The sequence below is a fragment of the Pseudomonas sp. Pme6b genome (assembly GCF_058129925.1).
Map to the genome: position 1 here is coordinate 1,380,152 of NZ_CM176704.1, position 20,141 is coordinate 1,400,292.

At 60.0% G+C, this 20,141-nt stretch carries 16 protein-coding genes and 1 pseudogene; 14 read left to right on the top strand and 3 right to left on the bottom strand.

The genetic code is table 11. The features are described 5' to 3' along the window. Window positions 1-222 precede the first annotated feature (222 nt). From mreC to tldD, 7 genes are all read left to right on the top strand, one after another. A complete protein-coding gene (gene mreC / locus AC4ANE_RS06240) occupies window positions 223-1,290 on the top strand; it encodes a rod shape-determining protein MreC (protein ID WP_002555107.1) in 1,068 nt (355 codons plus the stop codon). Then, window positions 1,283-1,774 carry a rod shape-determining protein MreD gene (mreD, locus tag AC4ANE_RS06245; protein WP_002555106.1) on the top strand — a complete coding sequence of 164 codons (492 nt, stop codon included), beginning with the start codon at window positions 1,283-1,285 and terminating at the stop codon, window positions 1,772-1,774. The genes mreC and mreD overlap by 8 nt, the downstream gene beginning before the upstream one ends. Before the next feature lie 67 nt (window positions 1,775-1,841). Further along, entirely contained in the window at window positions 1,842-2,444 is a 603-nt protein-coding gene (locus tag AC4ANE_RS06250; protein WP_002555105.1) for a Maf family protein, read from the top strand. Beyond that, on the top strand, window positions 2,441-3,898 hold the full coding sequence (rng, locus tag AC4ANE_RS06255; RefSeq protein ID WP_002555104.1) for a ribonuclease G: 1,458 nt from the start codon (window positions 2,441-2,443) through the stop codon (window positions 3,896-3,898). The genes AC4ANE_RS06250 and rng overlap by 4 nt, the downstream gene beginning before the upstream one ends. A 181-nt stretch (window positions 3,899-4,079) precedes the next feature. After that, on the top strand, window positions 4,080-7,895 hold the full coding sequence (locus tag AC4ANE_RS06260) for a YhdP family protein (protein ID WP_002555103.1): 3,816 nt from the start codon (window positions 4,080-4,082) through the stop codon (window positions 7,893-7,895). A 48-nt stretch (window positions 7,896-7,943) separates the two neighbouring features. Next, a complete protein-coding gene (locus AC4ANE_RS06265) occupies window positions 7,944-8,789 on the top strand; it encodes a carbon-nitrogen hydrolase family protein (RefSeq protein WP_031596785.1) in 846 nt (281 codons plus the stop codon). 2 nt (window positions 8,790-8,791) lie between these two features. After that, on the top strand, window positions 8,792-10,231 hold the full coding sequence (gene tldD, locus AC4ANE_RS06270) for a metalloprotease TldD (RefSeq protein ID WP_002555101.1): 1,440 nt from the start codon (window positions 8,792-8,794) through the stop codon (window positions 10,229-10,231). Between the two features lie 48 nt (window positions 10,232-10,279). Here tldD and yjgA read toward each other — a convergent pair whose 3' ends face one another. Continuing rightward, window positions 10,280-10,801 carry a ribosome biogenesis factor YjgA gene (gene yjgA, locus AC4ANE_RS06275; RefSeq protein ID WP_003364101.1) on the bottom strand — a complete coding sequence of 174 codons (522 nt, stop codon included), beginning with the start codon at window positions 10,799-10,801 and terminating at the stop codon, window positions 10,280-10,282. A 107-nt stretch (window positions 10,802-10,908) separates the two neighbouring features. Between yjgA and pmbA the strand changes: the two genes are divergently transcribed. The 7 genes and pseudogenes from pmbA to AC4ANE_RS06310 all read left to right on the top strand — a co-directional run bounded on the left by pmbA (window position 10,909) and on the right by AC4ANE_RS06310 (window position 18,808). Then, entirely contained in the window at window positions 10,909-12,255 is a 1,347-nt protein-coding gene (pmbA, locus tag AC4ANE_RS06280) for a metalloprotease PmbA (protein WP_002555099.1), read from the top strand. 818 nt (window positions 12,256-13,073) lie between these two features. Then, window positions 13,074-14,588, top strand: a complete 1,515-nt coding sequence (gene istA / locus AC4ANE_RS06285; RefSeq protein ID WP_054082386.1) for an IS21 family transposase — start codon at window positions 13,074-13,076, stop codon at window positions 14,586-14,588. A gap of 20 nt (window positions 14,589-14,608) precedes the next feature. Beyond that, window positions 14,609-15,364, top strand: a complete 756-nt coding sequence (gene istB / locus AC4ANE_RS06290) for an IS21-like element ISPsy14 family helper ATPase IstB (protein WP_002552598.1) — start codon at window positions 14,609-14,611, stop codon at window positions 15,362-15,364. 562 nt (window positions 15,365-15,926) lie between these two features. Next, a pseudogene (locus AC4ANE_RS06295) lies at window positions 15,927-16,330 on the top strand (FagA protein). Next, a complete protein-coding gene (locus AC4ANE_RS06300; protein WP_002555097.1) occupies window positions 16,323-17,699 on the top strand; it encodes a class II fumarate hydratase in 1,377 nt (458 codons plus the stop codon). Before AC4ANE_RS06295 ends, AC4ANE_RS06300 begins: the two are co-directional and overlap by 8 nt. Before the next feature lie 34 nt (window positions 17,700-17,733). After that, on the top strand, window positions 17,734-18,195 hold the full coding sequence (locus AC4ANE_RS06305) for a DUF2753 family protein (protein ID WP_002555096.1): 462 nt from the start codon (window positions 17,734-17,736) through the stop codon (window positions 18,193-18,195). Between the two features lies 1 nt (window position 18,196). Then, entirely contained in the window at window positions 18,197-18,808 is a 612-nt protein-coding gene (locus tag AC4ANE_RS06310) for a superoxide dismutase (RefSeq protein WP_002555095.1), read from the top strand. Window positions 18,809-18,992: 184 nt separating this feature from the next. On the opposite strand, the gene AC4ANE_RS06315 is transcribed toward AC4ANE_RS06310, so the two are convergent. Beyond that, window positions 18,993-19,265 (bottom strand): HPr family phosphocarrier protein, encoded by a 273-nt coding sequence (locus AC4ANE_RS06315; RefSeq protein WP_002555094.1) that lies wholly within the window; start codon window positions 19,263-19,265, stop codon window positions 18,993-18,995. Between the two features lie 16 nt (window positions 19,266-19,281). Next, entirely contained in the window at window positions 19,282-20,139 is an 858-nt protein-coding gene (gene rapZ, locus AC4ANE_RS06320) for an RNase adapter RapZ (protein ID WP_002555093.1), read from the bottom strand. Window positions 20,140-20,141: the final 2 nt, after the last annotated feature.

The window sequence follows — 20,141 nt, forward strand, 5'->3', positions numbered from 1 at the left end:
GTGCCTTTCACGGAGTCTTTTGTATGCAGGTGGCGTATGTGCTACCTGTATGCATCGTGCTGACACCGAAACAGGGTGCCTATCTCTTTCATTTGTCCAGGCCGGTTACATACCGCATGAATAATTGCCAATCGAAGTTCGATCCAACGATCGCATGCCCCGGAGGAGCGGCCTATTAAACCGCTTTTCGCAAAAGGCCCTTCGCTGGGCGTACGTCTGCTGGTGCTGGCCGTTCTGTCGGTTGCGTTGATGGTTGTCGACGCCCGCTTTACGATCCTCAAGCCCGTGCGCAGCCAGATGTCGATGGTGCTCATGCAGTCCTACTGGATCGTTGATCTGCCACAACGTTTGTATCAAGGCGTTGCCAGTCAGTTCGGCAGCCGCACAGAGCTGATCGCCGAAAACGAAAAACTCAAGACCGAAGCGTTGCTCCTGCAAGGTCGCTTGCAAAAGCTGGCGGCACTGACCGAGCAGAACGTTCGTTTGCGTGAGTTGCTGAACTCTTCTGCGCTGGTCAACGAAAAGGTCGAGGTCGCCGAGTTGATCGGCATGGACCCGAACCCCTTCACCCATCGCATCATCATCAACAAGGGCGAGCGCGACGGCGTTGTGCTGGGCCAGCCGGTGCTCGATGCGCGTGGCCTGATGGGCCAGGTTGTCGAGCTGATGCCGTACACCTCGCGGGTCCTGCTGCTGACTGATACGACCCACAGCATTCCGGTGCAGGTGAATCGCAACGGCCTGCGTGCTATCGCCAGCGGCACCGGCAACCCTGAACGGCTTGAGCTTCGGCATGTGGCAGATACTGCCGACATCAAAGAGGGTGATCTGCTGGTCAGTTCCGGCCTGGGGCAGCGCTTCCCGGCTGGCTACCCGGTGGCTACGGTCAAGGAAGTGATTCACGACTCCGGCCAGCCGTTCGCAATCGTGCGTGCCGTGCCAACCGCCGCATTGAATCGCAGCCGTTATCTGCTGCTGGTGTTCTCGGACGGTCGTTCGCCGGAAGAGCGGGCTGCCGACGCGGCGCAAGCGCAGGAATCCATCGACAAGGGTATCGAGCCTTCAGTGATGGCGACCCTGCCGCCGCCGACACCTGCTTTCCCGATGTGGCCGCAAGCAACTGTTCCGGTATTCCCGGGCAGCACTGCAACGCACAAGCCTGCTGCGCAATCGACAACGCCTGCGCCGGCTGCAGCGCCTGTGACACCGGCAAGGCCTGCCGCCCGGCCTGCTGCTTCACAGCCGCCTGCTTCAAGACCTTCCACTGCTCGGGAGCCTATCGATGGTTAGTCATGTTTCCGGGCGCAATGGCTGGGTGGTCTGGCTGACGTTTGCGATCGGTCTGTTGCTGAGCGTTTCGCCGCTGCCGCAATTCATGGAAATCTTCCGGCCCTTGTGGCTGGCCCTGTTGCTGACCTTCTGGGTTCTGGCGCTGCCGCACAAATATGGTATGACCACTGCGTGGATACTGGGGCTGATGGAAGATGTGCTGTATGGCACATTGCTTGGCCAGAATGCGCTGATCCTCAGCCTGATCACGTTTCTGGTGATGTCCCTGCAGCAGCGTATGCGTATGTTCCCCATGTGGCAGCAATGTCTGGTGCTGTTGGTCGTATTCGGTCTGGCGCAGCTTGCGCAGCTCTGGCTGAGTGCATTGACCGGCAACCGTCAGCCTACGCTGGCGCTGGTTCTACCCGCGCTGGTCAGTGCCCTGTTGTGGCCCTGGATCAGCTATGGCCTGCGTGGATTGCGCAAACGTTTGAAAATCAATTAAGCGCAAGGTGAGCGCGACGCCCCGCTGCGTCCCTGGCGCTCACCCGAACAGACACGGAGATGTCCTTATGCCCTCGCTTTATCTGGCTTCTGGCTCGCCGCGCCGCCGCGAACTTCTGACTCAGATCGGTGTGTCCTTTACCGTACTGAACGCTCAGATTGACGAAACTCCCTTCGACCACGAAACCCCGGCTGCCTATGTCGAGCGTCTTGCGCTCGGCAAGGCCCAGGCCGGGCTGTCTGTGCTGGCGGCCGAACAACAGGCCTGCGTGATGGGCGCTGACACGGCGGTGGTGCTTGATGGGCGCATTCTCGGCAAGCCGGCCGATGAGGCGGATGCTCTGGCCATGCTGACGGCCCTGTCCGGGCGCGAGCACGAAGTGATGACCGCCGTCGCGCTGAGTGATCGGCATCGCAGTGAAACCCGTATTGTGACCAGTCGCGTGCGCTTTCGCCCGATTCAACCCCACGAGGCCCAAGCCTACTGGGCCAGTGGCGAGCCTGCCGACAAGGCCGGAGGCTATGCCATTCAAGGGCTGGCGGCGATTTTCGTCGAGGGCCTGCAAGGCAGCTATTCTGGGGTGGTTGGTCTGCCTCTGTGTGAAACCGCAGAACTGCTTGGCCATTTCGGCATACCCTGCTGGCAATGCCTGGAAGGTGACGAGTCATGAGTGAAGAGATCCTGATCAACATCACCCCGATGGAATCACGGGTGGCAGTGGTAGAAAACGGTGTTCTGCAAGAGGTGCACGTCGAGCGTACCCAGCGCCGCGGCATCGTCGGCAATATCTACAAAGGCAAGGTAGTGCGGGTGCTTCCCGGCATGCAGGCGGCGTTCATCGATATCGGTCTGGACCGCGCTGCATTCATTCATGCCTCGGAAATATCCATGCGTGAAGGGCCTGCCGTCGAGAGCATTGCGTCGCTGGTGCATGACGGCCAGAGCCTTGTGGTGCAAGTCACCAAGGACCCCATCGGCAGCAAAGGCGCGCGGCTGACTACCCAGCTCTCCATTCCGTCACGGTATCTGGTGTACATGCCGCGCACTGCGCATGTAGGCATTTCCCTGAAAATCGAGGACGAGGCAGAGCGTGAACGACTGAAAAAAGTTGTCAGCGATTGTGTCGCCCTGGAAGGTATCAAAGAGGCCGGAGGCTTTATTCTGCGTACCGCGGCCGAGGGTGCCGGTGCTGATGAAATCCTCATGGATATCCGCTATCTGCGCAGGCTCTGGGATCAGCTCGGCGAGCAGATCAAGACCGTCAGCCCGCCCACGGTGATTTACGAGGACCTGGGCCTGGCCCTGCGTACCTTGCGTGACCTGGTCAGCCCGCGTATCGAAAAAATCCGCATCGACTCGCGGGAAACCTTTCAGAAGACCACCCAGTTCGTGGCCGAATTGATGCCGGAGATTGCCGACAGGCTGGAGCATTATCCGGGCGAACGGCCGATCTTCGACCTCTATGGGGTCGAGGATGAAATCCAGAAAGCTCTCGAACGCAAGGTGCCGCTCAAGTCCGGTGGTTATCTGGTGGTCGATCCGGCCGAGGCGATGAGCACCATCGACGTCAATACCGGCGCGTTTGTGGGGCATCGCAACCTTGAAGAAACCATCTTCAAAACCAACCTGGAAGCCGCTACAGCCATTGCCCGGCAGCTGCGCCTGCGCAATCTGGGCGGCATCATCATTATCGATTTCATCGACATGGAAGACGGTGAGCATCAGCGTCAGGTGTTACGCACGCTGGAGAAACAGCTGGAACGCGATCACGCCAAGACCAATATCATCGGTATCACCGAGCTTGGCCTGGTGCAGATGACCCGCAAGCGCACCCGTGAAAGTCTTGAGCAAGTGCTCTGCGAGCCCTGCCATTGCTGCGCGGGTCGGGGCAAGCTGAAAACCCCCGAGACCATTTGCTATGAAATCTTTCGCGAGATCCTGCGAGAAGCCCGAGCCTATCAGGCGGTGGGTTATCGGGTTCTGGCCAATCAGCGCGTGGTCGATCGCTTGCTCGACGAGGAGTCGGGCAACGTGGCTGAACTGGAGAGCTTCATTGGCCGGACCATCCGTTTTCAGGTAGAAACCATGTACTCGCAGGAACAATACGACGTGGTGCTGCTCTGAGGGTGCTGATCGTTTGAAATATGATGACAAGTGCCCTTCGGGTTTCCGGCAGGTATGCCGTTTTATCGAGAATGATGCGTGGGAAATGAGCAAAACCTGTACCTGAACGCACCTGCACACCTGAGCCGGAATCGATTCGCCGATTCCGCTGCTTGTATCCCGCAGCGGAGGGCATCCTGATATGGGTCGTCTTCCTCGCCTTGTTGCAACCCTGACTCGTTGGGGTTTGAGCCTGTGCGCACTGGTTTTGGTGCTCGCGGCGTTGTACGTAAGCCTCGGGCGTCAGCTCACGCCGCTGGTTGCCGAATACCGTGTGGATGTGGAAACCAGGGCCAGCAGCGCGCTTGGCATGCCGTTGAGCATTGGCAGTCTGGAAGGTAGCTGGAGCCGGTTTGCCCCGGTTTTTCTGGCTCACGACGTCATGGTCGGAGAGGGTTCCAGTGCTGTGCGTCTTGATCGTGTAAGGGTTGTTCCCGACCTCTGGGAAAGCCTGCTGGCGCGTCAAGTGCGCATCGCTCATCTCGAGGTGGACGGCCTGCAGTTCATGCTCAGGCAGGACAAGGAGGGCAACTGGTCGGTACAGGGCTTGCCAGTGCGCAACGACAGCCCGTTCGACCCCGGGCAAGTGCTTGAGCAGATGCAGATGGTCTCGCACTTGTCGCTGCTCGACAGCCAGGTCACTGTGCAACCGTTTGACGCCGCGCCGCTGACCCTGACCTATGTAAACCTCAGTCTGGCCACAGGCAGTTATCACCAGCGCCTTGATGCACGCCTGACGCTGCCGGATGGCCAGCCGTTTGCCCTGAATGTGCGTTCACGTATCCAGGCCAGTCAGTGGAAGGACGGCGAGGCAGATGTCTACGCCAGCCTGCCGCAAAGCGACTGGGCCAGGTGGTTGCCAAAAAGCCTCACCCGGGAATGGACACTGTCGAAGCTGCAGGCCGGTGGCGAGCTGTGGATGAGCTGGGGCAAGGGCACTGTGCAAAGCGCGACTGCGCGGCTTAATGCGCCGCATGTCAAAGGCGTTTATGCCGGTCGCAAACCCTCGACTGTCGACAACCTCGCGCTCAACGCCTGGTTTGCGCGCACTGACACAGGTTTCGACCTGAACCTCGATTCACTGGCGATGAGCCTGGGCGACAAGCGCTGGGAAAGCCGCCTACAACTCACGCAAACCGCTGCGACGCCCGACAGCGAAGAACTCTGGCATGTGCAGGCCGATCGCCTGGACCTGACGCCGCTCACGCCGCTTATTGATTCCCTCGCACCGTTGCCGGAGAAAGCCATGGCAGTGGTCGACGGTCTCAAGGTGACAGGCGGGCTGCGTAACGTGTTGCTGGATTACCGGCCACAGGCAGCCGGCGACAAGCGCCTGAGCTTTGCCGCCAATCTGGACAAAGTGGGGTTCAACGCCTATCGCGGGGCCCCGGCGGCCGGAAATGTCACCGGGGCCATCAGCGGCGATCTGGGCCAGGGCGAACTGCGGCTCGACACCAATGACTTTATGCTTCATCTGGACCCTATCTTCGCCAAGCCCTGGCGCTACCAGAAGGCCAATGCCCGTCTGACCTGGAAGCTCGATGATCAGGCATTCACCCTGATCGCGCCGTATATCAAAGTGCTCGGCGACGAAGGCAAGATCGCGGCAGACTTTCTGATCAGGATTCATCTCAGCCATGAGCAGGAAGACTACATGGACCTGCGGGTCGGCATGGTCGACGGCGATGGTCGTTACACCAGCAAGTATTTGCCTACAGCCCTCAGTCCCGAGCTTGATCACTGGCTGCGCACCGCCGTGGTGAGTGGTGCGGTCAAGCAGGGTTTCTTTCAGTATCAAGGGTCGCTGAACAAGAGTTCGCCCGACACCGCACGCGTCATCAGCCTGTTTTTCGATGTCAGCAACGCAACGCTGGCGTTCCAGCCGGGCTGGCCTTCGTTGACCGGAGTCGACGGCAAGGTTTACGTCGAAAACAGCGGCGTGCGAGTCAAGGCAAGCAAAGGGCAGTTGCTCGATACCAAAATAAGCAACGTGCTGGTCAATATTCCCCACGTCCCGGCAGGTCAGGACAGCCACCTGCTGGTCGATGGCAGTTTCTCCGGCAATCTGATCGATGGCCTTAAGATTCTCCAGCAAGCGCCTATCGGCACGGCCAGCACGTTTGCCGGCTGGACCGGCGATGGTCCGCTGGATGGCAAGCTGAAGCTGGATATTCCGCTGGCCAAGGGCGTCGAGCCAAAGGTTGTGGTGGATTTCAGTACCGACAATGCGCGTTTGAAACTGGCTGACCCGGTGCTGGAATTGACTCGCCTCAAGGGCGATTTCCGCTTTGACAGCGCCAAAGGGCTGAGCGGCAAGGGCATCAAGGCGCAGGCATTTGATCGTCCCGTGACCGCAGAAATCGCTGCCGAAGGCAAGCCAGGCGACAACGTGACACGCATTGTGGCAAACGGGCAGATCACCGTGAAGCGGCTGACCGACTGGCTGAGCGTTACCCAGCCACTGCCGGTGTCGGGTGACTTGCCGTATCAGCTGCAATTGACTCTGGACAGCAAGGACAGCCCGCTGGTGATCAATTCCACGCTCAAAGGCGTGGCAATCGATCTGCCTGCACCGTTTGGCAAGATTGCCGAGGAGGAGCGTCTCAGCGAGTTCCGCATGACCCTGCAAGGCGCGGAGCGCAGGCTTGGCGCGGCGTATAACGATCAGGCCAACTTTGCTTTTGCCGCACCGAATGGCAAGTTTGCCGACGGTCGCGGCGAGCTTTATCTCGGGCGCGGCGGGGCGATAGTGCCGGACGCCAAAGGGCTGCGGATTCGTGGCGAATTGTCTGAGCTGGACGTAGCGCCCTGGCAGGAGCTGGCTGGACGATATACCGGCAATGATCCGGGCGGCAGCGCAAAACAACTGCTCAACAGCGTCGACCTGCAGATCGGCAAGCTGACGGCGATGGGCACCACGCTGGATAACGTACGTGTTCAATTGCAGCGCAATGCTGCGGCTTGGGCCTTGTCGCTGGACAGCGCGCTGGCCAAGGGCACTGCCGTGCTGCCCGACGCGAAGTCCGCGCCGATCGGTATTAACATGCTCTACGTGCGACTGCCTGCCTCTGATCCGAATGCGGCGGTCGTCGAGAACGCGCCTGACCCTCTGGCGGATATCGACCCGCACAATATTCCTGCGCTGGACGTGAAGATTGCCCAGCTGTTTCAGGGCGACCAGTTACTGGGTGCCTGGTCGCTGAAAACCCGCCCGACGGCGACCGGTATGCGCATGTCCGACCTGAGTCTGGGGCTCAAAGGTATTTTGCTCGAGGGCGATGGTGCCTGGGAGGGCACTCCGGGGTCCAGCAGCAGCTCGTTCAAGGGGCGTGTGGCAGGCAAGAATCTGGCAGACGTGCTCAAGGCCTGGAACTTCGCGCCGACGGTCACCAGTGAAAGTTTCGAAATGAATGTCGACGGACGCTGGCCGGGTTCGCCTGCCTGGGTGGGCCTCAAGCGCTATTCCGGCAGCCTGGATGCGACGTTGAACAGAGGCCAGTTTGTCGAGGTAGAAGGCGGTGCTCAGGCGCTGCGGGTGTTTGGATTGTTGAATTTCAACTCCATCGGCCGTCGCTTGCGCCTGGACTTCTCCGACCTGCTGGGCAAAGGGCTCAGTTACGACCGGGTCAAAGGGCTGCTGGTCGCCAGCGACGGTGTTTATGTGACGCGCAACCCGATTACCCTGACCGGGCCGTCGAGTAATCTTGAGCTCAACGGTACGCTGGACATGGTCCGCGACCGCGTTGATGCGAAGCTGCTGGTGACCTTGCCGGTGACCAACAACCTGCCGATCGCGGCACTGATTGTCGGTGCGCCCGCCATTGGCGGCGCGCTGTTCCTGGTCGACAAGCTGCTGGGCGACAGGGTTGCCCGCTTCGCCAGCGTGCAATACAAGGTCGAAGGGCCCTGGAAAGAGCCGAAGATCACGTTCGACAAGCCATTTGAAAAGCCCCAATAGCGCCGCATGGAGTACAGTGGTGGCCAGGTCATCAAGGAGCGGGTCGCCATGTCCTTTGCTGTGATTCAGATGGTCAGCCAAAGCGATGTCCAGGCTAATCTGGTCAGCGCTCGCCGCTTGCTGGAGCAGGCAGCCGAAGGTGGCGCGCGGCTCGCGGTGCTGCCCGAAAACTTTGTTGCCATGGGGCGGCGTGACGTGGCCGACATCGGTCGTGCCGAAGCTCATGGGCACGGGCCGATCCTGCCATGGTTGAAACTGGCCGCTCGCGACCTCAAGTTATGGATTGTTGCCGGAACCTTGCCACTGCCGCCGGATGAGCGACCCGATGGCAAGGTGACGGCGTGTTCGTTGCTGATCGATGAACACGGTGAGCAGGTGGCCCGGTATGACAAGCTGCATCTGTTTGATGTGGATGTTGCTGACAATCGGGGCCGCTACCGTGAATCCGATGACTATGCTCACGGAAACAATGTGGTGGTGGCCGATACACCTGTAGGGCGCGTGGGGCTGACAGTCTGTTATGACTTGCGCTTCCCCGAGCTGTACACCGCGCTGCGGGAGGCCGGTGCTGAACTGATTACCGCGCCGTCAGCTTTTACTGCGGTAACGGGTGCTGCGCACTGGGACATTCTGATCCGGGCGCGCGCCATCGAAACCCAGTGTTACGTGCTGGCGGCGGCACAGGGCGGGGTCCATCCGGGGCCTCGCGAGACTTACGGGCACGCGGCCATCGTTGATCCATGGGGCCGCGTACTGGCCGAGCAGGCACAGGGTGAAGCCGTGCTGCTGGCCAGGCGCGACAGTGAAGAACAGGCGTCCATACGGGCGCGGATGCCGGTGTCCAGTCACCGGCGCTTTTTTTCGCAGGACGCCATGCGGCCTGCTTCGGAGTGAATATGAGTGATCTGTCCTCAGTCAGCGAACACCTTCTGGCCCCTGGTGGCCTGAGCCTCGACAGCCTGCAATCGGTGCTCGGAGAGCTTGCCGGGCCGGGTATCGACGCGGCTGATCTGTATTTTCAGGGCATGATCTCCGAGTCCTGGTCGCTCGAAGACGGCATCGTCAAGGAAGGCAGTTTCAATCTCGATCAAGGCGTGGGCGTGCGCGCTCAATCGGGCGAAAAGACTGGTTTCGCTTACAGCAATGCCATCACTGAGGACGCACTGCGCACCGCTGCCCGTGCTGCCCGTTCCATCTCCCGCGCTGGGCAGAATGGCCGGGTGCAGGCTTTTACCTCGCAGGATGTGGCCCAGTTGTACGCCCCGGATAATCCTCTGGAAGTGCTGAGCCGCGCCGAGAAGGTCGAACTGCTCAAACGCATTGACGTCGCGACGCGCGCGCTGGACTCGCGTATCCAGCAGGTGTCTGTGAGCATGGCCGGTGTCTGGGAGCGCATTCTGGTGGCCGCAGCCGATGGCAGTCTGGCCGCCGATGTGCGTCCGCTGGTGCGCTTCAACGTCAGTGTCATCGTCGAGCAGAACGGCCGCCGCGAGCGGGGCGGGCATGGCGGTGGCGGGCGTACGGACTACCGTTATTTTCTGACCGATGATCGTGCCATGGGCTACGCGCGTGAAGCGCTGCGTCAGGCGCTGGTCAACCTGGAAGCGATTCCTGCTCCGGCAGGCACATTGCCGGTGGTGCTGGGTTCCGGTTGGTCAGGCGTGCTGCTGCACGAGGCGGTTGGTCACGGCCTTGAAGGTGACTTCAATCGCAAGGGCAGTTCGGCTTACAGCGGGCGCATGGGCGAGATGGTTGCATCGAAACTTTGCACGATTGTTGACGACGGTACCCTTGCAGGGCGTCGCGGCTCGCTGAGTGTCGATGACGAAGGCACACCGACCGAGTGCACCACACTGATTGAGAACGGCGTGCTCAAGGGCTACATGCAGGACAAGCTCAATGCCCGCTTGATGGGTGTCGCACGGACTGGTAACGGTCGTCGAGAGTCCTACGCTCACCTGCCGATGCCACGTATGACCAATACCTACATGCTGGGCGGGCAGAGCGACCCGCAGGAAATCATCGCCTCGGTGAAGCGCGGTATTTACTGCGCCAATCTGGGTGGCGGTCAGGTGGATATCACCAGCGGCAAATTCGTGTTTTCGACCAGCGAGGCTTATTTGATCGAGGACGGCAAAATCACTGCGCCGGTCAAGGGTGCGACCTTGATCGGTAACGGGCCGGAAGCCATGAGCAGGGTATCGATGGTGGGCAACGACCTGTCGCTCGATAGCGGCGTGGGGACGTGCGGGAAGGACGGCCAGTCTCTGCCGGTCGGTGTGGGTCAGCCCACGCTGAAAATCGATGCGATCACAGTGGGTGGTACGGGTAGCTGAAGGTGAGTCGGGGCTGGCCGCTTGCTGCTGCCGGCCCCGCGGTTGAAATCAACGCAGACCGCGTTGAAGTTCGTCCAGCTCACGGATGTATTTGAAGATTTTGCGGCTGGTGGCCGGCGGTTTGTTACGTGCAACTTCGTGTTGCGCCTGACGAATCAGCGAGCGCAGCTGCTGACGGTCGGCATCGGGGTATTCGACAACGAATTTCTCGAGGTCGGCGTCATCACCCGCGATCAGGCGATCACGCCAGCGCTCCAGATTGTGAAAACGTTCGTTGTATTGGCGAGTGGAGGCATCGAGTTGGTCCAGCAACACCAGAATGGCTTCCTGGTCCTGATCGCGCATCAGCTTGCCAATGAACAGAATATGCCGCTTTCGCGCGATGTTCGCCGTGTGCTTGGGCGCTTCGGCCAGGGCCTTGCGCAAAGCGTCGGTCAGCGGCAACTTGGCCAGCACATCGGCTTTGAGTGTTGTCAGTCGCTCGCCGAGGTCGACCAGAGCATGCAGCTCTCGTTTGACCTGGGTTTTGCTTTTCTCCCCGTCGAGGGAGTCGTCGTAAGAATCAACCATGGGGGCAGTCCGCAAAGAAACGCCGCCATGATAACCAGTCGTGGGCCGCTTGTCCGGCCCGGTCGGTATTCGGCCTGTGCTGAAAGAAGAATTTGATGGAGAAAGTCATGAGTGCAACCCAAAGCGTCGGTCCGCAAGCCTTGCCCGAACTGCAGGAACAGGTCGAGCAGATTATCGCCGAAGCCCGGCGTCAGGGCGCCAGCGCCTGCGAAGTCGCAGTGTCGGTGGATCAGGGACTGTCGACATCGGTCCGTCAGCGTGAAGTTGAAACCGTAGAGTTCAACCGCGACCAGGGTTTCGGTATCACCCTGTATGTCGGGCAGCGCAAGGGCTCGGCCAGCACCTCGGCCACAGGTGCCGATGCCATTCGTGAAACCGTTGCCGCTGCATTGGCGATTGCCGAGCACACCTCCGAAGACGAAAGCTCCGGGCTGGCTGATGCTGCGCTGATGGCCAAAGAGATCATGGATTTCGATCTTTATCACACCTGGGATATAACGCCCGAGCAGGCCATCGAGAAAGCGCTGATCTGCGAAGCCGCGGCCTTCGACGCCGACAGCCGGATCAAGAACGCCGATGGCACCACGCTCAATACCCATCAGGGCTGCCGTGTGTATGGCAACAGCAACGGCTTCATCGGCGGTTATGCATCAACGCGGCACAGCCTCAGTTGCGTGATGATCGCCGAGGGCGAAGGCCAGATGCAGCGTGATTACTGGTACGACGTCAATCGCCAGGGTGAGCTGCTGGCTGATGCCCAGAGCATTGGTCGCAAGGCTGCGTTGCGTGCGGCGAGCCGTCTGGGTGCGCGTCCTGTGCCGACCTGTGAAGTGCCGGTGCTGTTTGCCGCAGAACTGGCAGGTGGCCTGTTCGGCAGCTTTCTCGGTGCCATTTCCGGTGGCAACCTGTACCGTAAATCGTCATTTCTGGAGGGGGCCCTGGGTCAGCGGCTGTTCCCGGAGTGGATGACCATTGATGAGCGTCCGCACTTGAAGCACGCAATGGGCAGTTCGGCGTTCGACAGCGACGGTCTGGCGACGTTTGCCAAACCGTTCGTGGAAGGCGGCGATCTGGTTTCCTATGTGCTGAGCACTTATTCCGGTCGCAAGCTGGGCATGCCGAGCACTGCCAATGCGGGCGGGGTGCATAACCTGTTCGTCACCCATGGTTCGGAAGATCAGGCCGCGCTGATTCGACGTATGGGCCGTGGCTTGCTGGTAACCGAATTGATGGGCAGCGGCCTGAACATGGTTACCGGTGACTATTCGCGGGGCGCAGCAGGTTTCTGGGTCGAGAACGGGGAAATACAATTTCCGGTTCAGGAAGTGACGATTGCCGGCAACATGCGTGACATGTTCAAGCAGATCGTCGCCGTTGGTAGCGATCTTGAACTGCGCAGCAACATCCGCACCGGCTCGGTGCTGATCGAGCGTATGACCGTAGCGGGTAGCTGAGCCTAGCGACGCTTCACTGGTCCGTGATATCCAGGTTTTGTAGGAGCGGGCTCGTCCGCGAACTGCCGGGAACCGGCAGCAAAACCAAGCGCCTCGGTGCACCAGATACAGCCAAGGTAGCCTGTTTTAGGGCCGCTTTGCAGCCCATCCACGCCCTCCGGGCCGAAGCAGCCCTACGCTGGTCCGCGATATCCAGGTTTTGTAGGAGCGGACTCGTCCGAACTGCCGGGAACCGGCAGCAAAACCAAGCGCCTCGGTGCACCAGATACAGCCAAGGTGGCCTGTTTTAGGGCCGCTTTGCAGCCCTTCGCGGACAAGTCCGCTCCCACGCCCTCCGGGCCGAAGCGACGCTTCGCTGGTTCGCGATATCCAGGTTTTGTAGGAGCGGACTCGTCCGCGAACTGCCGGGAACCGGCAGCAAAACCAAGCGCCTCGGTGCACCAGATACAGCCAAGGTGGCCTGTTTTAGGGCCGCTTTGCAGCCCTTCGCGGACAAGTCCGTTCCCACGCCCTCCGGGCCGAAGTAGCCCTACGCTGGTCCGCGATATTCAGGTTTTGTAGGAGCGGACTCGTCCGCGAACTGCCGGGAACCGGCAGCAAAACCAAGCGCCTCGGTTGCGGATTCCACGACTATCCGGACACCCATTCCACCAACATCCGGACACTGATTCCATGCTGATCCGGACACTCATTCCACAAGCATCTGGACACCGATTCCACGGCCATCCGGACACTTTCAGGCAGGCAGCAACGCAGGACTATTCACTACTATCGACCTCTTTTTTCGAAGCGAAGAGGTCGTCGTGGAGCGTTTATCCATGCGTAAAATCCGAGAGGTACTACGCCTAAAGTTCGACGCTGGCCTGTCCGTGCGCAAGATCGCCGCCAGCTTATCCATCGGCCATTCGAGTGCAGGGGATTACCTTTGCCGGTTCGCCGCCAGTGGGCTTCAGTGGCCCATCGATATTTCTGACGCGGAGTTGAATCGACGGCTGTTTCCACCGGCAGTGCCAGTGCCGACCGACCAGCGCCCAATGCCTGACTGGGCATGGGTACACGCGGAGTTGCGCCGCCCCGGCGTCACTTTGGCCTTGCTCTGGCAGGAATATCGACTCGCTCACCCGCAAGGCTTCCAATACAGCTGGTTCTGCGAGCACTACCGCCTTTGGACCGCCAAGGTCGACGTGGTCATGCGCCAGGAGCATCGTGCTGGCGAAAAGCTGTTCGTCGATTACGCCGGGCAAACAGCGCCGGTCATCGACCGACAAACCGGCGAGATCCGTCAGGCTCAGATCTTCGTCGCCGTTCTCGGCGCGTCCAGCTACACCTTTGCCGAGGCCACCTGGTCGCAGAAACTGCCCGACTGGCTGGGCTCGCACGTCCGATGCTTTGCTTTTTTCGGCGGCACAACGCAGATCCTGGTGCCCGATAATCTGCGCAGTGGCGTGACTAAAGCGCACCGTTACGAGCCGGATATCAACCCCAGCTACCGCGATCTGGCCGAGCATTACGGCGTCGCCGTCTTGCCTGCTCGCTCGCGCAAGCCCAAGGACAAAGCCAAGGTCGAAGTCGGCGTGCAAGTGGTCGAACGCTGGATCCTGGCGGTGCTGCGCAACCGCCAGTTCTTCTCGCTTGGCGAACTCAACACAGCCATCGCGCTACTGCTGGATCGCCTCAACCACAAGCCCTTCAAAAAGCTGCCCGGCTCACGCCGGTCAGCCTTCGAGGCCATCGACCAACCGGCCCTGGAAGGCCTGCCGGAACACCCGTACGTCTATGCCGAATGGAAAAAGGTACGCGTCCATATCGACTATCACGTTGAGGTCGATGGCCACTTTTACTCGGTGCCGTACCAGCTGGTGAAGCACCAAGTCGAAGTGCGGCTCACGGCCCAGACCGTCGAGTGCTTCCACGCCAACCAGCGCGTGGCCAGCCACCTTCGCTCGCAGCACAAAGGCCGCCACACCACCCAAACCGAGCACATGCCCAAGAGCCACCGCGAGCACGCCGAATGGACACCGCAACGGCTGATCCGCTGGGCAGAGCAGACCGGGCCTAACACCGCCGGCGTCATCACCTACATCCTCGAACGCCGAATCCATCCGCAACACGGCTTCCGCGCCTGCCTGGGCATCCTGCGCCTGAGCAAACAGCACGGCGAAGCGCGGCTGGAAGCCGCGTGCCAGCGTGCGCTGGCACTGGGCGCATGCAGCTACAAAAGCCTCGAGTCGATCCTGCGCCAAGGGCTGGAGCGCCTGCCGCTGGCCCAGCAAAACCTGCCGCTGCTGCCTGACGAGCACATCAACCTGCGTGGCCCGGGCTACTACCACTGACCTGAGAAAGGAGCTTCGAAATGCTACCGAATCCAACGCTCGACAAGCTACAAACCTTGCGCCTGCACGGCATGATCAAGTCGCTGGGCGAACAACACGCAACGCCTGATATCAATGATCTGAGCTTCGACGAACGCTTCGGTCTGATGGTCGATCGCGAGCTGACCGAGCGCGAAGACGCCCGCCTGACCACCCGCCTCAAAGCCGCGCGGTTGCGCCACAACGCCTGCCTGGAAGACATCGACTACCGCAGCCCGCGTGGCCTGGATAAGGCCTTGATCCTGCAACTGGGCAGCGGCCAATGGCTGCGCGATGGCCTGAACCTGATCATCGGCGGGCCGACGGGCGTAGGTAAAACCTGGCTTGCCTGCGCGCTGGCTCACAAAGCCTGCCGCGACGGTTACAGCGTGCGCTATCTGCGTCTGCCGCGCTTGATGGAAGAACTAGGCCTGGCCCACGGCGATGGCCGCTTCGCCAAATTGATGGCCGGCTACGCCAAGACTGACCTGCTGATCCTGGACGACTGGGGCCTGGCACCGTTTACCGCCGCGCAACGGCGCGACATGCTTGAGCTGCTGGACGACCGCTACGGCAACCGCTCGACGCTGGTGACCAGCCAAATGCCAGTGGACAAATGGCATGCGTTGATCGGCGATCCGACCTTGGGCGATGCGATCCTCGACCGGCTGGTGCATAACGCTTATCGAATTGAACTGAAGGGTGAATCGATGCGCAGGCGCGCAACGAAATTGACGGCGGCAGGGGCTTCAGACTAACAATGCAAACCTGCGTCGCTGCGCTCCGACTGCCTGTCCGGATAAGCGTGGAACGAGTGTCCGGATGTTGGTGGGCTGAGTGTCCGGATGACGTGGAATTCGCACGCCTCGGTGCACCAGATACAGCCAAGGTGGCCTGTTTTAGGGCCGCTTTGCAGCCCATCGCGGACAAGTCCGCTCCCACGCCCTCCGGGCCGAAGCAGCCCTACGCTGGTCCGCGATATCCAGGTTTTGTAGGAGCGGACTCGTCCGCGAACTGCCGGGAACCGGCAGCAAAACCAAGCGCCTCGGTGCACCAGATACAGCCAAGGTGGCCTGTTTTAAGGCCGCTTTGCAGCCTATCGCGGACAAGTCCGCTCCCACGCCCTCCGGGCCGAAGCAGCCCTACGCTGGTCCGCGATATCCAGGTTTTGTAGGAGCGGACTCGTCCGCGAACTGCCGGGAACCGGCAGCAAAGCGGGCATCTCAGCACCTGTGTATGACGCACTCGCTCAAGATCGCGCTTGTAATGATTCTTTATATCATTTAATAATGAATATCATTATTAAGATGAGCTGTGGTCATGGGGTCCGTTCTGCACGAGCTGTCTTATCTGGAAAACTGGCGTGGATTGAGTCTGCGGATTCGTTGCGCCCTTGAGCCCGACGAGCCTCGGCTGATCGAGCATTACCTCGCCGAAGGGCGCTATCTGGCGCGTTTTACCGCCGCGCCCCAGCCCATGATTGCCGAAACCACTTTCCGTCTTTTGATAGACACCGCACGCGATACGGCATTGCCGTGGCACTGGCGCTGCCTGTGTCTGGATCAGGCCTGGCGTCCGCTGCGTGATTTACAGGCAATCGCCTCCACGCCTCCACGCCTGCGCGGCGTCAGCGCTGGCAAGCCTGTGTTCATCAACTGGCGACCTGCGTGCTACAGCCCTCGATTTCCCTCTCTGAACTGGTGCAAGGACATTGCGATGAGTAATACCCGTATCGAACGCGACAGCATGGGCCAGCTACAGGTCCCGGTCGAGGCCCTTTACGGCGCGCAGACTCAGCGTGCGGTGGAAAACTTTCCGATCAGCCATCAACGCATGCCCCGCCAATTCATTCGTGCCCTGTTGCTGGCCAAGGCGGCTGCAGCGCAGGCGAACCTGGAGCTGGAGCAGATCAGCGAGGGGCAGAGCAGGGCGATTGTCAGTGCCGTGAAAGACCTGCTGGCCAGTGACTACATGGCGCATTTTCCGGTGGATATCTTTCAGACCGGTTCCGGCACCAGTACCAACATGAACGCCAACGAGGTGATCGCCACGCTGGCCACGCGTGTGCTGGGCGAAGAGGTCAACCCCAATGACCACGTCAACTGCGGGCAGAGCAGCAACGACATTATCCCGACCACGATTCATGTGAGCGCTGCACTGGCTCTGCACGAACAACTGCTGCCTGCGCTGGCCCATCTGGTGCAAGTGACCGAACACAAAGCCGAGCAGGTCCATGCCTTCGTCAAGACTGGTCGTACGCATCTGATGGACGCCATGCCCGTGCGCATGAGCCAGGTGCTCAACGGTTGGTCACAGCAGATTCGCGCCAACGTCGAGCATCTGCAAGGTCTCCAGCCGAGCCTTCAGTCACTAGCACAGGGCGGCACCGCAGTCGGTACCGGGATCAACGCGCATCCTGAGTTTTCGGCTCGTTTCAGTCGTCAGTTGAGCACGTTGACCGGTGTGCAATTCGCACCTGGCAAGAACCTGTTCGCGTTGATCGGTTCGCAGGACACCGCGGTCGCGGTATCCGGCCAGCTCAAGGCCACGGCGGTATCGCTGATGAAAATTGCCAACGACCTGCGCTGGATGAATTCGGGGCCACTGGCAGGGCTGGGTGAGATCGAGCTGGAGGCATTGCAGCCGGGCTCATCGATCATGCCGGGTAAGGTCAACCCGGTCATTCCGGAAGCCACCGCCATGGTTGCCGCGCAAGTGATCGGCAACGACGCGACGATTACCGTGGCGGGGCAGTCCGGCAACTTCGAACTTAACGTGATGCTACCGATCATCGCCCAGAACCTGCTCAGCAGCATCGAGCTGCTGGCCAATTCCAGTCGGCTGCTGGCTGACAAAGCGATTGCGAGCTTCAAGGTCAATGAATCCAAGCTCAAGGAAGCGCTGTCGCGTAATCCGATTCTGGTGACGGCCCTCAACCCGATCATTGGCTATCAGAAAGCCGCCGAAATCGCCAAGACCGCTTACAAGCAGGGCCGTCCGGTCATTGACGTCGCCCTTGAGCACACTGATTTGCAACGTAGCGAACTGGAAGTGTTGCTCAACCCTGAAAAACTCACCGCTGGCGGTATTTGATTCCAGCCAGCCAACGTCCCCTGGAGGTATGACCATGCAGCATTGGAAACGCACTATCGAGCAGGCCAATCGCTGTTTCAATCTGGGCGAGTGGGTCGAAGCCCGCGAGCTTTACCTTCAGGCGCTGGCGTTGGCGCAAGTGTTGTTCGAGCGTTGGGCGGATGTCGACGAGGCCGTCGCGGCCTGTGTGATTTCTCACCACAACCTGGCGGACCTGCACCTGAGCCTCGATCAGCCTGAGGAAAGCGCTGAATACCTGTGTGCCATTCATCAACATCTGTTGCGGACCATGCAGGATCAGCGTCTTCCTCCGGCGCTCCGTGAGGCAGCCTTGCGCCACAGCAGCAAAACCTACGCCGAGTTGCTGAGCTTTATCAGTGAACACGGCGAATACCCGCGCACTCATCGGTTGTTGAACAGCAGCAGCGAGCACACGCGCTCATCGTTGCAGCGCCACTCGGCAGCCACTTCCGGACTTTTCTACGGAGCACATTGAAATGCCTTATACCTTGCCTGCACTGCCTTACGCATACGATGCCCTGGAGCCGCACATCGATGCGCAAACCATGGAGATCCATTACACCAAGCATCACCAGACCTACATCAACAACCTTAATGCTGCGATCGAAGGCACCGAGTTTGCTGACTGGTCCATCGAGAAGCTGGTGGCCAGCATCAAGCAGTTGCCTGAAAACCTGCGTCCGGCGGTCATCAACCAGGGTGGCGGTCACGCGAATCATTCGTTGTTCTGGGAGGTGATGGTGCCAGGCGGAGGCGGTTTGCCCAAAGGCCCTGTCGCTTTGGCCATCGACGAGCAGCTGGGTGGCTACGACAGATTCAAGGAAGCGTTTACCAAAGCCGCATTGACCCGTTTCGGCAGCGGCTGGGCATGGCTGAGCGTCACCCCCGACAAAAAGCTGGTGGTTGAAAGCAGCGGTAATCAGGACAGCCCGTTGATGAATGGCAATACGCCGATTCTGGGTCTGGATGTATGGGAGCACGCTTACTACCTGCGCTATCAGAACCGTCGCCCCGAATACATCAACGCGTTCTACAACGTGATCAATTGGGATGAAGTGTCTCGACGTTATCAGGCCGCTCTGGCCTGACTCCCGTAACCGGGCTCAAGGCAGCTTATGCGCTCAGGAATATTCGCTCTCAGCGGTGTGCGGTTGTTGCGGCTCGTCGTAGGCACCGGGCTGCTGTTGGCAGGTATGTCGTTACTGATTGCTCACGGTTTGAGCTGGTTGCGGATGCACTGCTGGTGACCTTGGAAGGGGCGTATTTGAGGGCTTACTCGCCCTCATCAAACTTGTTGTTGATCAGTTCAACCAGGCCATCGAGCGCTTCCTGCTCGAATTCGCCTTCGGTTTTCAGATGGATTTCGGTGCCTTTGCCTGCCGCCAGCATCATCACGGCCATGATGCTTTTACCATCGACCATGGTCTGCTCAGAGCGGCCAACCCTGATCGTGCAAGGGAACTTGCCTGCGACGCCGACGAATTTGGCGGCAGCGCGGGCATGCAGGCCCAATTTGTTGATGATGGTGATTTGACGAGCGGGCATCGCAGTGAAAATCCTTTCAGCTAAGGTCGCGGTGGCGAACCTGAACGTTCTTGAGTGATTGTTGCAAGACCTGGCCGAGCCGTTCGGTCAGGTAGACGGAGCGGTGATGTCCGCCGGTGCAGCCAATGGCAATGGTAACGTAAGAACGGTTGCTGGCTGCAAACCGGGGCAACCATTTGTTCAGATAAGCGAAGATGTCCTGAAACATCTCTTCAACATCGGGTTGCACCGACAGGTAGTCGATAACCGGTTGTTCAAGCCCGGAATGGTCGCGCAGTTCAGGCTTCCAGTACGGGTTGGGCAGGCAGCGCACATCGAATACCAGATCTGCGTCGACGGGCATGCCACGCTTGAAACCAAAGGATTCGATCAGAAACGCAGTGCCTGGCTCGGGCTTGTTCAGCAGGCGAAGCTTGAGTGCGTCGCGCAACTGATAGAGGTTCAGGTGGGTGGTGTTGATTTTCAGGTCGGCCAGATCGATGATCGGGCCCAGCAGCGTTGTCTCGTCGCGTATCGCCTCGGCAAGCGAACGATCTGCCGTGCTCAAAGGATGACGACGCCTGGTTTCCGAGAAGCGTTTGAGAAGGGTTGCTTCATCCGCATCAAGGTAAAGCACGTCGCACTGGATGTTGCGTGAGCGGACTTCATCCAGCATTTGCGGAAAGCGGGTCAGGTGACTGGGCAGGTTTCGCGCATCGATGGACACCGCCAGCAAGGGCTCGGCCAGTTCAGTATTGATCAGCGCTCGCTCGGCCAGTTCCGGCAGCAGTCCGGCAGGCAGGTTGTCGACACAGTAAAAACCGTTGTCTTCCAGCACGTCGAGGGCTGTACTTTTACCCGAGCCGGAACGGCCGCTGACGATGATCATGCGCATGT

Bases quoted from the DNA above. Each gene is read 5' to 3' on its own strand.
- yjgA (WP_003364101.1), bottom strand. From the start codon at position 10,801: ATGGTTGATTCTTACGACGACTCCCTCGACGGGGAGAAAAGCAAAACC.
- AC4ANE_RS06260 (WP_002555103.1), top strand. From the start codon at position 4,080: ATGGGTCGTCTTCCTCGCCTTGTTGCAACCCTGACTCGTTGGGGTTTG.
- AC4ANE_RS06310 (WP_002555095.1), top strand. From the start codon at position 18,197: ATGCCTTATACCTTGCCTGCACTGCCTTACGCATACGATGCCCTGGAG.
- rapZ (WP_002555093.1), bottom strand. From the start codon at position 20,139: ATGCGCATGATCATCGTCAGCGGCCGTTCCGGCTCGGGTAAAAGTACA.
- AC4ANE_RS06250 (WP_002555105.1), top strand. From the start codon at position 1,842: ATGCCCTCGCTTTATCTGGCTTCTGGCTCGCCGCGCCGCCGCGAACTT.
- AC4ANE_RS06305 (WP_002555096.1), top strand. From the start codon at position 17,734: ATGCAGCATTGGAAACGCACTATCGAGCAGGCCAATCGCTGTTTCAAT.
- istA (WP_054082386.1), top strand. From the start codon at position 13,074: ATGCGTAAAATCCGAGAGGTACTACGCCTAAAGTTCGACGCTGGCCTG.
- tldD (WP_002555101.1), top strand. From the start codon at position 8,792: ATGAGTGATCTGTCCTCAGTCAGCGAACACCTTCTGGCCCCTGGTGGC.
- pmbA (WP_002555099.1), top strand. From the start codon at position 10,909: ATGAGTGCAACCCAAAGCGTCGGTCCGCAAGCCTTGCCCGAACTGCAG.
- AC4ANE_RS06300 (WP_002555097.1), top strand. From the start codon at position 16,323: ATGAGTAATACCCGTATCGAACGCGACAGCATGGGCCAGCTACAGGTC.
- rng (WP_002555104.1), top strand. From the start codon at position 2,441: ATGAGTGAAGAGATCCTGATCAACATCACCCCGATGGAATCACGGGTG.
- AC4ANE_RS06265 (WP_031596785.1), top strand. From the start codon at position 7,944: ATGTCCTTTGCTGTGATTCAGATGGTCAGCCAAAGCGATGTCCAGGCT.
- mreD (WP_002555106.1), top strand. From the start codon at position 1,283: ATGGTTAGTCATGTTTCCGGGCGCAATGGCTGGGTGGTCTGGCTGACG.
- istB (WP_002552598.1), top strand. From the start codon at position 14,609: ATGCTACCGAATCCAACGCTCGACAAGCTACAAACCTTGCGCCTGCAC.
- AC4ANE_RS06315 (WP_002555094.1), bottom strand. From the start codon at position 19,265: ATGCCCGCTCGTCAAATCACCATCATCAACAAATTGGGCCTGCATGCC.